Source organism: Arthrobacter sp. Soil736, from assembly GCF_001428005.1.
In the GTDB taxonomy this organism is placed as follows: domain Bacteria; phylum Actinomycetota; class Actinomycetes; order Actinomycetales; family Micrococcaceae; genus Arthrobacter.
Map to the genome: position 1 here is coordinate 54364 of NZ_LMSB01000056.1, position 13387 is coordinate 67750.

Annotated in this window: 16 protein-coding genes; 7 read left to right on the forward strand and 9 right to left on the reverse strand. The window is 66.3% G+C overall.

The genetic code is table 11. The annotated features are described in order from the left end of the window. Positions 1-43: 43 nt before the first annotated feature. Together ASG92_RS23525 and ASG92_RS29075 are read left to right on the forward strand one after the other, a co-directional pair. The gene (locus tag ASG92_RS23525; protein ID WP_056634239.1) at positions 44-1267 is read left to right on the forward strand and encodes a substrate-binding domain-containing protein; all 1224 of its coding nucleotides are present in this window, start codon (positions 44-46) and stop codon (positions 1265-1267) included. 232 nt (positions 1268-1499) lie between these two features. Beyond that, positions 1500-3536: an ATP-binding cassette domain-containing protein gene (locus tag ASG92_RS29075; RefSeq protein WP_240987274.1), complete on the forward strand. Its 2037-nt coding sequence runs from the start codon at positions 1500-1502 to the stop codon at positions 3534-3536. A 36-nt stretch (positions 3537-3572) separates the two neighbouring features. On the opposite strand, the gene ASG92_RS23535 is transcribed toward ASG92_RS29075, so the two are convergent. The 7 genes from ASG92_RS23535 to paaA form a co-directional block, all read right to left on the reverse strand. Next, positions 3573-4040 (reverse strand): ATP-binding protein, encoded by a 468-nt coding sequence (locus ASG92_RS23535; protein WP_056634243.1) that lies wholly within the window; start codon positions 4038-4040, stop codon positions 3573-3575. 192 nt (positions 4041-4232) lie between these two features. Continuing rightward, complete coding sequence (locus tag ASG92_RS23540) at positions 4233-5015, reverse strand: enoyl-CoA hydratase/isomerase family protein (RefSeq protein WP_056634245.1); 783 nt, start codon at positions 5013-5015, stop codon at positions 4233-4235. A gap of 92 nt (positions 5016-5107) precedes the next feature. Then, the gene (gene paaE, locus ASG92_RS23545) at positions 5108-6349 is read right to left on the reverse strand and encodes a 1,2-phenylacetyl-CoA epoxidase subunit PaaE (protein WP_056634247.1); all 1242 of its coding nucleotides are present in this window, start codon (positions 6347-6349) and stop codon (positions 5108-5110) included. Between the two features lie 15 nt (positions 6350-6364). Then, positions 6365-6916, reverse strand: coding sequence for a 1,2-phenylacetyl-CoA epoxidase subunit PaaD (paaD, locus tag ASG92_RS23550; protein ID WP_056634250.1), 552 nt, complete (start codon positions 6914-6916; stop codon positions 6365-6367). Continuing rightward, the gene (gene paaC, locus ASG92_RS23555) at positions 6913-7824 is read right to left on the reverse strand and encodes a 1,2-phenylacetyl-CoA epoxidase subunit PaaC (protein ID WP_056634253.1); all 912 of its coding nucleotides are present in this window, start codon (positions 7822-7824) and stop codon (positions 6913-6915) included. The genes paaD and paaC overlap by 4 nt, the downstream gene beginning before the upstream one ends. Then, positions 7821-8234, reverse strand: a complete 414-nt coding sequence (gene paaB, locus ASG92_RS23560; protein WP_082579696.1) for a 1,2-phenylacetyl-CoA epoxidase subunit PaaB — start codon at positions 8232-8234, stop codon at positions 7821-7823. The genes paaC and paaB overlap by 4 nt, the downstream gene beginning before the upstream one ends. Beyond that, positions 8231-9250, reverse strand: coding sequence for a 1,2-phenylacetyl-CoA epoxidase subunit PaaA (gene paaA, locus ASG92_RS23565; RefSeq protein WP_056634260.1), 1020 nt, complete (start codon positions 9248-9250; stop codon positions 8231-8233). Before paaA ends, paaB begins: the two co-directional genes overlap by 4 nt. A 209-nt stretch (positions 9251-9459) precedes the next feature. Between paaA and ASG92_RS23570 the strand changes: the two genes are divergently transcribed. The 5 genes from ASG92_RS23570 to ASG92_RS23590 all read left to right on the forward strand — a co-directional run bounded on the left by ASG92_RS23570 (position 9460) and on the right by ASG92_RS23590 (position 11491). Beyond that, a complete protein-coding gene (locus ASG92_RS23570; RefSeq protein WP_200952079.1) occupies positions 9460-9810 on the forward strand; it encodes a DUF202 domain-containing protein in 351 nt (116 codons plus the stop codon). A 3-nt stretch (positions 9811-9813) separates the two neighbouring features. Then, entirely contained in the window at positions 9814-10149 is a 336-nt protein-coding gene (locus tag ASG92_RS23575) for a DUF202 domain-containing protein (protein ID WP_056634261.1), read from the forward strand. A gap of 59 nt (positions 10150-10208) precedes the next feature. Then, positions 10209-10676, forward strand: coding sequence for a hypothetical protein (locus ASG92_RS23580; protein WP_346763007.1), 468 nt, complete (start codon positions 10209-10211; stop codon positions 10674-10676). A gap of 94 nt (positions 10677-10770) precedes the next feature. Then, positions 10771-11067: a hypothetical protein gene (locus ASG92_RS23585; protein WP_056634263.1), complete on the forward strand. Its 297-nt coding sequence runs from the start codon at positions 10771-10773 to the stop codon at positions 11065-11067. Positions 11068-11143: 76 nt separating this feature from the next. Continuing rightward, on the forward strand, positions 11144-11491 hold the full coding sequence (locus ASG92_RS23590) for a glyoxalase/bleomycin resistance/extradiol dioxygenase family protein (protein ID WP_056634266.1): 348 nt from the start codon (positions 11144-11146) through the stop codon (positions 11489-11491). A gap of 409 nt (positions 11492-11900) precedes the next feature. Here the strand turns inward: ASG92_RS23590 and ASG92_RS23595 are convergent, their stop codons facing one another. Both ASG92_RS23595 and ASG92_RS23600 read right to left on the reverse strand, forming a co-directional pair. Next, positions 11901-12767: an SGNH/GDSL hydrolase family protein gene (locus ASG92_RS23595; RefSeq protein WP_056634269.1), complete on the reverse strand. Its 867-nt coding sequence runs from the start codon at positions 12765-12767 to the stop codon at positions 11901-11903. A gap of 144 nt (positions 12768-12911) precedes the next feature. Further along, complete coding sequence (locus ASG92_RS23600; RefSeq protein WP_056634271.1) at positions 12912-13337, reverse strand: SRPBCC family protein; 426 nt, start codon at positions 13335-13337, stop codon at positions 12912-12914. Between the last annotated feature and the right edge of the window lie 50 nt (positions 13338-13387).

A 13387-nucleotide genomic window follows, 5' to 3' on the forward strand; every position in this document is an offset into this window, starting at 1 on the left:
CCCCGCCAAGTCGCCTGCAATCGCAAACAATGGAAGGAAAGAAATGTCGAAGCACATGAAGGTCCCGGCACGAGGCGTCGGAACCACCTTCATTGCAGCCCTCGCCATCACTGCACTCGCCGCCTGCACAAGCCCGAGCACATCGCCGACGCCAAGCGCCACGGGCTCCGGAGGAGCCGTACCGCAGATCTCAGCGGATGCGTTCACAGCCGACTTCTCGGCGATGAAACAACTCACGTCTCTCGCCTCGCAGGGCAAGGGCATGATCGGCGTCCTATTGCCCGACACCACGACCTCCGCGCGGTACGTCACATTCGACGCCCCGTACCTAAAGAAGGCGTTCGAGGCGGCGGGACTCGACTCCACCCAGTTCAAGATCGACAACGCGCAGGGCAGCGCGAGCACGATGCAGACGCAGGCCGAGGCTGACATCACGGCCGGGGCATCCGTGCTGCTAGTCGACGCTCTCGACTCGGGTTCGGGCGCGGCCATCGAGGCCGCCGCTACCGCGCGCGGCGTGAAAGTGATCGACTATGACCGGCTCGTCAAGGGAGGCGCGAAGGATCGCACCTACGTCAGCTTCGACAACGTCAAGGTCGGTAAGCTGATCGGCGAGGGCGAGGTCAGTTGCATCGCCGATTGGAAGGTCACCAAGCCGAACATCCTGATTATGGATGGCGACCCGACCGACAACAACGCGAAGCTGTTCGCCGAAGGCTATAAGGGCGTGCTCAAGCCGCACTTCGACAGTGGCGAGTACGTGAATGTAGGCGAGCCCGCGGGCACCTGGACACCGTCAGTAGCACAGACAACCTTCGCCCAGCAGTACACCGCCCACCCGAACATCAATGCGGTCGTTACGCCAAACGACGACAACGCCAACGCGGTGATCGCGTACCTACAGAGCAAGGAGATCCCCGCCAAGACCTTCCCGACCACGGGCCAGGACGCCTCTCTGTCCGGCCTGCAGAACATCCTGAAGGGCTACCAGTGCGGAACGGTGTACAAGCCGATCTACTTTGAAGCCCAGGCCGCTGCAGCGGTGGCGCTCTACCTGCGGGCGGGCATGAGCGTTCCCTCTACCTTGGTTAACGGCAAGACGACGGACGACACCGCGAAAACCGACGTCGCATCGGTCCTGCTTACCCCGTTGTGGGTGACCACGAAAAACATGGCCGAGACTGTCGTCAAGGACGGCGCTGTAACGGTCCCCGCTCTGTGCATTTCGCAGCTGAAGGACGCGTGCACGGCGGCCGGCATCAAGTAGGGCCGGCAGCAAGTAGTTCGAACAATGAACTAGTTGGACATCAAGTAGTTCGCAACCGTCGACCCGGTCGTTTCCTGAAGTCGAATAGGGAATGACCGGGTCGACCCGACCCTCAGCGCTCACCAAAGGAACAGGCGTGACTCCTGAATCGCTACCGCAGCCGGAAACGTCGCCCCTCCCTGACGCCGGGCCACTGCTTCGACTGGTGGGGATCGACAAGAACTTCGGGCCGGTGCAGGCCCTGGTCGACATCACCCTCGAGGTGCCGGCCGGGAAGGTGACCGCACTGGCGGGCGACAACGGGGCGGGCAAATCGGTATTGATCAAATGCGTGGCCGGCATTCACACCCCCGACGACGGCCAGCTGTTCTGGGAAAGCAAGCCCGTGCGGTTGAACTCGCCGCACGAATCCGCAGCACTCGGCATCGAGACCGTGTACCAGGACCTGGCACTGTGCGACAACCTCGACATCGTGCAGAACCTGTTCCTCGGCCGGGAGCGCCTACGCCATTTTCTCCTCGATGAAGAGAGCATGGAGATCACGGCTCGGGAAACGCTGGCGAGCCTGGCCGTGACCAGCGTGCGTTCCATCCGCCAGCCCGTTGCGTCCCTGTCCGGTGGGCAACGCCAATCGGTGTCGGTCGCGAAGTCGGTGCTGTGGAACTCGAAGCTCGTCATAATGGACGAGCCGACGGCGGCGCTTGGCGTCGCCCAGACAGAGGTCGTCCTGAACCTGATTCGCCAGCTCGCGGACCGCGGCCTTGCCGTCGTCGTCGTCTCGCACAACATGAACGACGTGTTCCAGGTCGCAGACCGCATCGCCGTGCTCAGGCTGGGGCGGCTCGTGGACGTTCGGCCCATCACGGAAATGGACCGGCAGATCGTGGTCGACCTGATGACCACAGGCATCTCTGATCGGACAAGGCCGGAACTCGCGCCGTCACCACCGTCGAAACACCCGATTCCCGCTGCCAAGGGGCCGCTCCCCTCCGCCGCAGCTGCCTTCCAGGAGGAGCCCACGACCGCGGCTGCCGCGCGAAACGCCGCACTGGCGCTGAACCCCGACATCACCGCCACGTCGCTACCCGAGTACTTCCGCGCGGCGCTGGCGCGGGTTCGGGGCGGCGAGAGCGGAGTGTTGCCGGTGCTCGGTGGGCTGCTGCTGATCTCGGTACTGTTCCAATCGCTGAACTCGAACTTCCTGACCCCCGGCAACATGGTGAACCTGCTCATTCAAGGTTCCGTGTTCATGCTGCTGGCGATGGGCCAGGTCTTCGTGCTCCTGCTCGGCGAGATCGACCTGTCAATCGGGTACGTCGGTGGCGTGGGCGGCGTCATCATGGCCGAACTCGTCCAGGAGTCGACCGGCTGGCCGTGGTGGGCGGCGATCGCGGTTGGGCTGGTTACCTGCGCAGGGATCGGAGTTCTGCATGGAACGATCATCACCCGCCTCGGGCTGCCGTCATTTGTCGTGACCCTTGGCGGGCAGCTCGGCTGGCTCGGCGTGATGTTGATGATCCTCGGCAGCGGCGGCGTGGTGCCCGTCAACGACAATGTCATCAACGCCATCGCCAGCGGCAACCTCAGCCCGGTCACCAGCTGGATCGTAATGCTCGTCGTCGCCGGTGTGTTCAGCGCCTGGACGTGGCTGCGAGACGCCCGTCGGCGAAACACGGGACTCGTCGCTCCACCGGCAAGCGTGAGCGCCCTGAAGATCGCCGCGGTGATTGCCGCCGGTGTGGCCGTCGTCTTGCTCTGCAACACCAACCGCGGCACCCTGGTCGAAATCAGCGGCTTGCCGTGGGTGCTGCTCGTGGTGCTCGGAGTCCTCGCCGTCTGGACTTTGCTGCTCGGCCGCACGCGGTTTGGCCGCTACGTCTACGCTATTGGCGGCAACGCCGAGGCCGCACGGCGGGGCGGCGTGAACCTCGCGCGCATCCGGACAGTCGCCTTTATGCTCGCCTCCTTCACCGCCGGTATCGCCGGAATCGTGTACGCGTCCCGGCTCCGCTCGGTCTCCACTTCGTACGACGGCGGCACGCTGGTGCTCTACGCCGTAGCGGCGGCGGTGATCGGCGGCACGAGCCTGTTCGGAGGGCGAGGCAAGGTACTACACGGGGTCCTCGGCGGGCTGGTGATCGCGACCATCGACAACGGCATGGGCCTGCAGGGCTACAGCGCGCCGGCGAAGTACGTGGTCACCGCGCTGGTTCTCGTTGCGGCAGTGACGATCGACGCCGTCGCCCGCCGAGGGCGCGCCCGGACGTAAAGCTAGCGTTCGTCACGGCCCCGATCGTTGGCGCCACTAGTCCAAGGCAAGCGTGATGGTCACTCGGGTGCCGTTCCCTGGACCGGAGTCAATGGTGATGGTTCCGCCGGCTTCGTGCACGGCGATGATCATGAGGCGCACACCGAACCCGTGGTGCGCGCCGTGGAGGGACTGGACGTCGAAGCCGATGCCGTTGTCCGTGATGGTTAGTCGGATGCCATGGTAGACAGCCGCCAAACGGACCGTCAGCTGGGTGGCTTGGGAGTATTTGAACGCGTTGCTGAGAACTTCCTGCGCAGAGTGGTAGAGCAGCGAGGCGGCGGTTGCCGGTATTTCCATTCCGTGGTGCGGTGTCTCCCACCGGACGGAAGTTCCAATCTGGCGAAGCGGGGTCGTCAATCTGTCGATGCAGCCGGCGAGTCCGTGTGCGTAGAAGTCCGCCCGTTGCTGATCGGTGATGGTACGAACGGCGGTGACCTCGTCCAGAGTTGTTGCCTGACCCATGGCGTCCCTGCTTCCTTGCATCCCTTGTTGCTGTTGCGCCGACTGCCGCGTCGGCGTTCTGTTGGACTTAGAGTGCCCTGTCAGCATCAAGGTCCCCGACTGTTATCCCCAGCGCGGGTGCATTTTTGCGGCAGGAATCGTCAAGCAGGCCGGAACGGGTACTCCTCTGAAGCCACCCTCAACCAGCGGGGCTCAATTACCGGCGAATTTGGGCTCGCGCTTTTCTTGGAATGCTCGGAAGCCCTCCGCGTAGTCTTCGCTCTTGCACAGTCTCGCCTGCTCGGCGTTCTCTTCTTTCATTGAGGTCCACAGGCCCAGGCGTTGGTCGCGGATGTGCGCCACGAGCTCCTTGCTGGCCTTGAACGCGCCCGTCGCGCCGGTCGCCACCTTCGCCACGATGGCGCGGGTGGAGTCCAGCAGTTCGTCTGCGGGGATGGCACGGCTGAACATACCCTTGGCCACTGCCTCGGCGCCCGTCATGAGCTCGGCCGTGTAGATCAGGTCCAGCGTCCGGTGCATGCCCAAGCGCTCGGTAAAGTACCAGTGCCCGCCCGAATCCAGCGTCGCCCCCAGCTTGGCGAACGGCGAGCCGAACTTCGCGTTCTCCGCCACGTACACCACGTCAGTGGCCAGCAGCAGTCCCAAACCCACGCCGAGGCAGGCTCCCTGAGCGGCGGCGAACGTCGGCGCCGGGAAGGCACTCATTTTCTGCAGCAGCGGCTGCACCAGCCCGCCCAGGTACGCCTCGGCGTCGTCGTTCTCCGGAGTCACGCCGGCGATGTCGCGGCCCGCGCAGAAGGCGCGCCCCTCTCCCCTCAGGAGCAGCGCCCGCACCTCACCGCGCGAGGCGGCGGCAGCGGCGTCGTCGTACGCCTGTGTTAAATCCCGGAGGGCCTGCTCGTCGAGGGAGTTGAGCTTGTGCGGGGCGTTGAGGACGACTTCGGCGATGCCGTTGGCGATGGAGAGGGAGATCATTGGTTCCTTCTTTCGGGTTTCGACATGCTCGGTTTCGACAGGCTCAACGAGCGGGGGTTTCGACAGGCTCGACCGGCGGGGGTCGGCGGCTCCTAGACGTCGAAGTCGACTGTGACTTCCTTGCTCGTCGGGTGGGACTGGCAGGTCAGGACGTAGCCCTTGTCCAGTTCATCCTGCTCCAGCGCGTAGTTTTCGTCCATGGTCACGGTGCCGGTGACCAACTTGGCGCGGCACGTGCCGCACACTCCCCCGGCGCATGCGAACGGCACGTCCGGGCGGACCCGCAGCGCCGCGTTGAGGATGGACTCCCGGGCGTGCGTGGGGCTGGTGACGTCGCCCTGCAGGCCGTCCAGCTTGAACGTGATCTTGAACGTCTCCTTGGACTCGTCCTCGATGACGGGCCGGCCGGCGTTGCCCTCGGGGCGGTCCGGCTTGCCGGAGGTGAACAGCTCGAAGCGGACATGCTCGGCCTTCACGCCGCGCTCGGCCAGGGTGTCCCGGCACAGCTGCACCAGTTCGAACGGCCCGCACAGGAACCACTCGTCGACGTCGTCCGCGTGGATGGCGGTGCCCAGCAGCGCCCGGAGCTTCTCGGCGTCGATCCTGCCGCTCAGCAGCGGCGCGATGCGCTGCTCGCGGGACAGCACGTGGTGCAGCGCCAGGCGCGACGGGTACCTGTCCTTCAGGTCCGCGAGCTCCTCCAGGAACATCACGTCCATGGCGGCCTTGTTGGCGTAGATGAGGTCGAACCGGGTGTCCGGGTTCGCGGCCAGCAGCGTGCGGGCGATCGCGATCACCGGCGTGATGCCCGAGCCCGCGGCGATCGCCACGAAGTTCCCTGCCCCGCTTGCGGCAACGTTTCCGGCCAGCTCCTCCGGGTTGTTCATGGAGTTCATGACGTTCTGGTCCACTGCCTGGCCGTCCCGGCCGTGCTTGGAGACGAACGCGCCCATGGGGCTCATGACGTCCAGGGTGTCCCCGGCCTTCAGCTCCGCGTTTGCCCACGTGGAGAACAGCCCGCCCAGGTCCTTCTTGATGGCCACCCGGATCTCGCTGGTGCCGTCCGCGAAGCTCCGCGGCTCGGCGCAGATGGAGTAGCTGCGGCGGATTTCCTTCGGCTCGCCGGTCTCATCCGGCAGCGTGGTGCGCAGGGCCACGTACTGGCCCGGCAGGTAGTCGAAGTGCCCGGCGAGCTCGGCCGGCACCGCGAAGGTCACCTCGATGGCGTCCTCGGTGAGCCGGCGCACCTCCGCGACGGTGAGGCTGTGGAAAGACGGACGACGGCGGCCGGTGGCCTGCGCCGATTCGGCGGCTGTCTGGCGGACAACGGGCATGGGAGCACCTGTTCCTTACAAAACTTTGAAGTAGTCGAACGGTTCCTTGCAGTCCTGGCACACGTACAGCGCCTTGCAGGAGGTGGAACCGAAGCGGGTGAGTTCCTTGGTGTTCAGCGACGAGCACTGCGGGCACTTCACGGCCAGGCTGAGCCGGACCGGGCCGGAGTGTCCCCCGGCGGCGGCCCTGCCGCTGGGCGGGGCGATGCCGTACTCCTGCAGCTTGGCCTTGCCCGCGTCCGTCATCCAGTCCGTGGTCCACGCCGGGGCCAGCACCAGCTCCACATGGACGCTGGGGTAGCCCTCCTTGTGGAAGGCGGCCTTGAGGTCGTCCCGGATGGCGTCCATCGCCGGGCAGCCCGAGTACGTGGGCGTGATGGTGACCTGCACAGCAGGCACCAGCCCGCCGTCGTCGAACAGCCGCACATTGCGGAGGATCCCCAGATCCTCGATGGTGAGCACGGGGATCTCCGGATCGCAGACGGTGGCGGCGATGGCCCGCGCCTTCTGCTCGGCGCTGGCGTCCACGCTCCGCGTGCCCGATTCCTGGACGTACACGGCAGTCACCAGCTTGCTCCGGGATGTTCCCGGGCCAGCACCTGCATCTCGGCGAGGATGTAGCCCAGGTGTTCGGAGTGCTTGCCGCGGCGTCCGCCGCCAGGCGCTACCGGCGTCTGCGGCACCTCCAGCTCGGCTTCGGCCAGGACCTCGCCGGTAAGGCGGTCAAAGTCCGCCTTCAGGCTGGAAGGCTCGACGGCGGCACCGGCTCCAGCCAGGCGCGTGGTCAGCTCATCATCCACGAAGAGCTCGCCCACATACGGCCAGACCAGCTTCAGGCCGTGGGTCATCCTTGCTCGGGACTCTTTGGTGCCGAGGGCCAGGCGGAGGATCCACTGGGCGCTGTGGTCGCGGTGGTAGTCCACTTCCTTCACGGCCTTGGCGGCGATGGCGGCGAGCGTGGCGTCCGTGGACTGGGTCAGCCGGCGGTACAGCTCGAACTGGTAGTAGCTCACCACGAACTGCCGCGCGATGGTGACGGCGAAGTCACCGTTCGGCTGCTCGAACAGGTGGGCCGAGCGGAACTCGTGCTCGCGGCGGAAGTAGGCGAGATCGTCCTCGCTCTTCTCCCACGCTCCCCCGGCGTACGTGAGGAAGGAGCGGGCATGGCCCAGCTGGTCCAGGGCGATGTTGCCCAGGGCCACGTCCTCCTCCAGCTCCGGGGCGCGGGAGATCCAGCGGCCCAGACGCTGGGCCAGGATGAGGGCGTCGTCGCCGAGGCGCAGGGCGTATTCGGCCACGTCCTCGGAGGGCTTCACCAGGCCGGTGCGGACCTCGAGGGCGATGTCCTCCGGGCGGAGCGCGTTGCCGGGCGTGATGCGGGTGGCGCTGGCGGACGAGTCGCCGCTGCCGGCGACGCCAACCGAGATGTCGCCGTGGCCGGTGGTTTCTGCGGTGTGCGTTTCGGGAGTGGTCACAGGTGCTTCACCCCTTCGCTCTTGGTGTAGTACGTGGCGTGCCGGTAGTCCTTGCCCTGCGGGGACTCGAAGAACGAACCCTTCGCGTCCGGATCGCTGGCGGCGATGGCGTCGGCCGGGACCACCCAGATGGACACGCCCTCGTTGCGGCGGGTGTACAGGTCGCGGGCGTTGCGCAGGGCCATGGCGGCATCCGGCGCGTGCAGTGAGCCGGCGTGGACGTGCGAGAGGCCGCGGCTGGACCGGACAAAGACCTCCCAGAGCGGCCAAACGCTGGTTGTTGATTCCTGGGGGGCCCCGACGACAGGGGTCCCCGGCCGTGGGCCCACAGCCGCAGGGTTCCCTGGACGAGCTTGCGAGTCTAGGGGGCGGCTGGGGACTTGCGAGGTTGGGGTGTCGTTGGGGATCATGCTGCGTATTCCTTCTCTGCGTGCTTGCGTGCCTGTTTTGCCGCATAAGCTGCGGCTGCTTCGCGAACCCAGGCGCCGTCGTCGTGCGCTTCGCGGCGGCGCTCAAGCCGCTGGGCGTTGCAGGGGCCGCGGCCGGCGAGGACTTCCTTGAACTCTTCCCAGTCCAGCGGGCCGTGCTCCCACTTCCTGGTCTCGTCGTTGAAGCGGACTTCGCTGTCCGGGAGGGTGAGGCCGAGGACCCTGACCTGCTCCACCATCATGCCGACGAAGCGGCTGCGCAGTTCATCGTTGCTGAAGCGCTTGATGTTCCAGGCCATGGACTGCTTGGAGTTGGGTGAATCGTCATCCGGCGGGCCGAACATCATCAGTGCCGGTGCGTACCAGCGGTTCACGGCGTCCTGGGCCATCTGCTTCTGCGCGGGGGTTCCGTTGGAGAGTTCCAGCAGGATCTCAAAGCCCTGGCGCTGGTGGAAGGATTCTTCCTTGCAGATGCGGACCATGGCCCGGCCGTAGGGGCCGTAGGACGCGCGGCAGAGCGGCACCTGGTTGCAGATGGCGGCGCCGTCAACCAGCCAGCCGATCGCGCCCATGTCCGCCCAGGTCAGTGCCGGGTAATTGAAGATCGAGGAGTAGCGGGCCTTGCCGGCGATGAGGTCGTCCGTCATCTTGTCGCGGCTCTGGCCCAGCGTCTCGGCGGCCGAGTAGAGGTAGAGCCCGTGGCCGGCCTCGTCCTGGACCTTGGCCATGAGGATGGCCTTGCGCTTCAGGCTCGGCGCGCGGGAGATCCAGTTGGCCTCCGGCTGCATGCCGATGATCTCCGAGTGCGCGTGCTGCGAGATCTGGCGCAGGAGGGTCTTGCGGTACGCGGCCGGCATCCAGTCCTTCGGCTCGATCCGGGAGTCGTCGGCCATGACGCGGTCAAAGTACGCCTGCCCCTCCGCCTCGAGCTGTGCCGCCCGCTCCTGTTCCTCCGGGGACAGTGCCTCAGGCACTGGCTGCAGATTCTGCGATGCCATGGTTGCTCCTATGCATTCACGTGCGTACTGGGAAATAATTACCGACCGTTCGTTCAGGATATGCGGAAGCCGCGAGGGGCGTCAAGCACGGACACCGCCCCGGCTAGACTTTGACCGTGCCGACAAACCCACCTGACCCAGGTCCAAGCTCAGCCCCGGACCGGGCACCGGAGGCCGCTGCACCGTCTCCCACTCCGCACAGAAGCAGGATCGCCGAGAAGCTCCTCCCCGGAGGAACCGAGCCAGACCCGCGCTTCACGTTGGCCAATGAGCGGACCTTCCTGGCCTGGATCCGCACCTCTCTGGCGCTCTTGGCCGGGGGCATCGCCGTGGAGGCCTTCACCTCGGACGTCTTCCTTGAGCCGGTGCGCCGCGGGCTTTCGGTCCTGCTGCTCCTGCTCGGCATGATCCTCAGTGCCGGGGCCGCCGTGCGCTGGCTGCGCGTCGAAGGCAGCCTGCGCACCAACCGTCCTTTGCCGCTGCCGCTCATAGCCCCGCTCCTCGCCGCTGGCTGCGCCGTGGCAGCGGCCGTGGTGATCGCCGTCGTCGTCCTGGCCTGAAACATGACCCACAACGCGCCTGACGGTCCGCTGCACGGCGATCCGGGGCTGCAGCCGGAGCGCACCTCGCTGGCATGGGGCCGGACGATGCTGACAATGGTCACCGCAAGCGCCATCTTCCTACGCTGGATTCCGGAACACGGGCCGCTGGTCCTGCCGCTCTTTGCCGTCACAGTAGCGGCCGGCGGCGCCATCTACTTCACCCAGCGGGTGCGGTACCGCCGCGGCGTCCGCGGCATCTCGGCGGGGCATCTCGCGCCTGATATCAGCGCCATCCTGTGGACCGCAGGTTCGTGCGTGGTTCTTGGCGCCCTTGGCCTCTGGCTAGTGCTAGCGTGACAGCACGCAGTACCTGTCCTGACATGCGGTAACCGTCCTGCAAGGAGCAACCGGTGATCATGATCGGCGGCCTTCCGGCCCACATTCTTCTCGTCCATGCCGTGGTGGTCTTCGGGCCGCTTGCCGGGCTGGGCGCCGTCGTCTACGGCCTAGCCGCCAGGACCCGGAACTATTTGGCGTGGCCGCTGGGCGTGCTTACGCTGATCCTCGCTCCCCTGTCCCTGATCACGGCCCAGGCGGGCGAGCAGTTGCAGGCCACCCGGGGCGCCACCGCAATGATCCAGGCGCACGCCCGGCAGGGTGACATCTTCAAATACACCGCGGTGGTTTTCCTTGTTGTGGTGGTGCTGATGCTCGCAGCCACGTATGCGCCGCTGGCCGAGCGGGTGCCCGCGCTCGCAGGCCTCCAGGAATCCCGACCGATCAGGATCGCCCTCCTGACCGCGGGCGTGCTGGCTGGGCTGTTCCTGATCTACCAGAGCATCATCACCGGGCACTCCGGCTCGTCCTCGGTTTGGGGCGGTTAGGGCGAGCCCACCGCACCGGCCGCCATTGACATCCAGCGTGGCGGGGTCTATTGGTTGGCATGTCCAACCAAACCAAACCATCCAAGGAGCAGATATGGACGCCGCGCCCTACGGAATCGTGCACTTCTTCCCAGACGGCACCAAGGACCAATACGAGGCCTCAATTGCCGCTGTTCACCCAGGCGATGGGCGCCTGCCCGACGGTCAGATCTTCCATGCTGCAGGCTCTTCTGCCGGTGGTTGGACGATCATGGCTGTCCATGAGTCGAAGGAGAGTTGGGAGAAATTCCGCGACGGCATCCTCCTTCCCCGGATGCAGCAGGGCATCGAGGGCGGATTCGCATCGCCTCCGGAAGAGACCGTCATCGATCTGTACAAGCTCTTGCCCTAGCGATTCGAGGACACTGCCGAGGGGTCCGGCGGGCGGTCCGCCAAGCGCTTGTGGTCGACATGGAAAGGAGACGGCGATGGCCGCCGTAGTGAACTACTTCGAGGTCGGCTCGCCAGACCCGGATGCCGCACGGAGCTTCTACGGCTCACTATTCGACTGGACCATTGGTGAGCCCTCGCCGGCCGGCTACCGGATGGTAAACGGCGGCAAGGGCGGTCTGTGGGACACCACATCGCTGGGCGGAAACGCCTGGGCGATCTTCTACGTGCAGGTCGACGACGTGAAGGCCGCGATCGACCAAGCCGAGTCGCTCGATGCGAGCGTCGCCGTACCGTTCGTTGACAACGGCGCCATCGAGTTCGCGCACCTCGTTGACCCGCAGGGCAACCGCTTCGGTGTGTGGCGGCCGGAACAGTCGGTCTAAGCCGACGGAGGCGCCGGTCCCGCCGATCAAGTCTCGGGACCGGAGCCGCCAACAATAAGGAGACACGCTCCTGGCCCGCGTCGAACAACGCGCCGCAACCGCGCGCAGACACTCCGGATCCCAAGACTCATCAGACGTCGTTCGACGAGAAACCCGCCGCCCGGGCCGAACACCGCTGGCCCGCCGTCATCGCACTGCTCCAACATCGTCGGGTTCGCCCTGGTCTACCGGGAGCTGGACCGCGGCGGTCCGGTCTCCCGCCGGCACGCCGACCGAAAAGACCTCCCGGCCGCCGACTTCCGCTTTCCGCAGGACGAGGACCACGACGCCGTCGGGGAGGTGGCCACCAGGTCTTCCGTAAAGACGGGCTGGGTGGCGTCCTTCAACTGAGGCACTTGGCGACGCCCGCTTAGGCCTGCCCTGCCGCTTCGATGAACGTCCCCGGCGGCATTCCGGCGCCGAAGACCGGCCCCGCCAAAGGACGCTTCGCCCTCAGCTCCGCAGCCGTCTGGGGCCGGATGCGCGCCACGACCCACGGGAGAAGGTAGTTCCGCGCCCAGACGAGGTCGCTAGCCCTGGCGGTTCGCCAGCTGCTCTCCGGCAGGTCCTTGGGCATCAGCGGTTTGAGGGTGTTGGCGACGCTCAGGGTGTCCAGCACCATCATGGCGACGGTGTGATGGCCCAGCGGCGAGAAATGCAGCCTGTCCGGATCCCACATCCGCGGGTGGGTGAGCTGGCGCAGCGCCCACAGGTCGGCGATCAGGGCGCCGCGCCGGGACGCGATGGTCCGGACGTTCTCGTTGAAGATGGCCACTTTGGCGCGGTTGCGGCCCAGCACGGGCGTCGATCCCCAGTCCGGCCCGGTGAACAGCACAATCGTTGCGCGCGTTAGTCCCAGGAGCTGCACGCCGGCGTCCAGCTGGACGGCCAGGCGGTCCGGATCGGTGCCGTGGAAGATGACGTCGTTCCCTCCCGCCGAAAGGGTGATGAGGTCCGGCTTCAGGGCCAGCGCCGGCCCGGCCTGCCGGTCCAGGATCTCTTCCAGCAACAGTCCGCGGATGGCCAGGTTCGCGTACGCGAAGTCCTCATGGCCGATGCTTAGTTCTTCCGCTACGCGGTCCGCCCATCCGCGCAGGCCGCCCGGGCTGCGGGGCTCCGGATCGCCCACGCCCTCGGTAAATGAATCCCCCATTGCCACGTACCGGTTCCAGGGGTGGCGGGCCGGGGTGCGTTCCGCAGCGGAGCCTTGGAGTTCAAAGTGGCCGACGTTGTGCATCGCCTCGTCCTTCCCTCGCCGCCCCGGTGCGGTACGCCGGGGGCGCTACTGACAAAACGCTCCAGACATGTCCAGAATTCCGCAAAAGACCCCTAATTCTGGAGAATGTTCATCCGGGCTTTGCCCGGGCGGGTGCAGAAGGCCCTATAGGCGATCGAGCAGCTCGGCGCGCTTCTTGACTGACCTGACGAAGTCGGCCACGGACGGGTCAGCGAAGTGCAGTGTGTGTCCGCCCAGCAAGTGAAGAAGCCCGCTGTGCTCGTCCCTCACGTGGAAGCGGGTGAGGCTGTCTGCGGGTGCGAGCGTGAAGGTCCGGGTGGTTTTTGAAAGCCCTAGAGGCAGGCTTGCGGTCCAGGTCATGACACTGCCGGGCAGCTGCTGGACCCTCACACGGATGCTCCTGCGCCCCGTGCCCGTAGTGTGGAATCGGACCCGTCCGCCGTTGCGCAGCTCGCCGTCGACAGCGGTAATGCCTGATTCCCAGACGGTCAGGTTGCCAGTGTCTGTGAGGACAGCCCAGACCGTCGAGGTGCGGGCGTTGATCAGGGCTTCGGATTCAAGGGAATGCATGCCGGAAATGGTAGGGGCAGGGTGCCGGCGAAATCCCAGTCCTGGCGGAA

Bases quoted from the DNA above. Each gene is read 5' to 3' on its own strand.
- ASG92_RS23525 (WP_056634239.1), top strand. From the start codon at position 44: ATGTCGAAGCACATGAAGGTCCCGGCACGAGGCGTCGGAACCACCTTC.
- ASG92_RS23535 (WP_056634243.1), bottom strand. From the start codon at position 4,040: ATGGGTCAGGCAACAACTCTGGACGAGGTCACCGCCGTTCGTACCATC.
- ASG92_RS23540 (WP_056634245.1), bottom strand. From the start codon at position 5,015: ATGATCTCCCTCTCCATCGCCAACGGCATCGCCGAAGTCGTCCTCAAC.
- paaE (WP_056634247.1), bottom strand. From the start codon at position 6,349: ATGCCCGTTGTCCGCCAGACAGCCGCCGAATCGGCGCAGGCCACCGGC.
- paaB (WP_082579696.1), bottom strand. From the start codon at position 8,234: ATGATCCCCAACGACACCCCAACCTCGCAAGTCCCCAGCCGCCCCCTA.
- paaA (WP_056634260.1), bottom strand. From the start codon at position 9,250: ATGGCATCGCAGAATCTGCAGCCAGTGCCTGAGGCACTGTCCCCGGAG.
- ASG92_RS23575 (WP_056634261.1), top strand. From the start codon at position 9,814: ATGACCCACAACGCGCCTGACGGTCCGCTGCACGGCGATCCGGGGCTG.
- ASG92_RS23580 (WP_346763007.1), top strand. From the start codon at position 10,209: ATGATCGGCGGCCTTCCGGCCCACATTCTTCTCGTCCATGCCGTGGTG.
- ASG92_RS23585 (WP_056634263.1), top strand. From the start codon at position 10,771: ATGGACGCCGCGCCCTACGGAATCGTGCACTTCTTCCCAGACGGCACC.
- ASG92_RS23590 (WP_056634266.1), top strand. From the start codon at position 11,144: ATGGCCGCCGTAGTGAACTACTTCGAGGTCGGCTCGCCAGACCCGGAT.
- ASG92_RS23595 (WP_056634269.1), bottom strand. From the start codon at position 12,767: ATGCACAACGTCGGCCACTTTGAACTCCAAGGCTCCGCTGCGGAACGC.
- ASG92_RS23600 (WP_056634271.1), bottom strand. From the start codon at position 13,337: ATGCATTCCCTTGAATCCGAAGCCCTGATCAACGCCCGCACCTCGACG.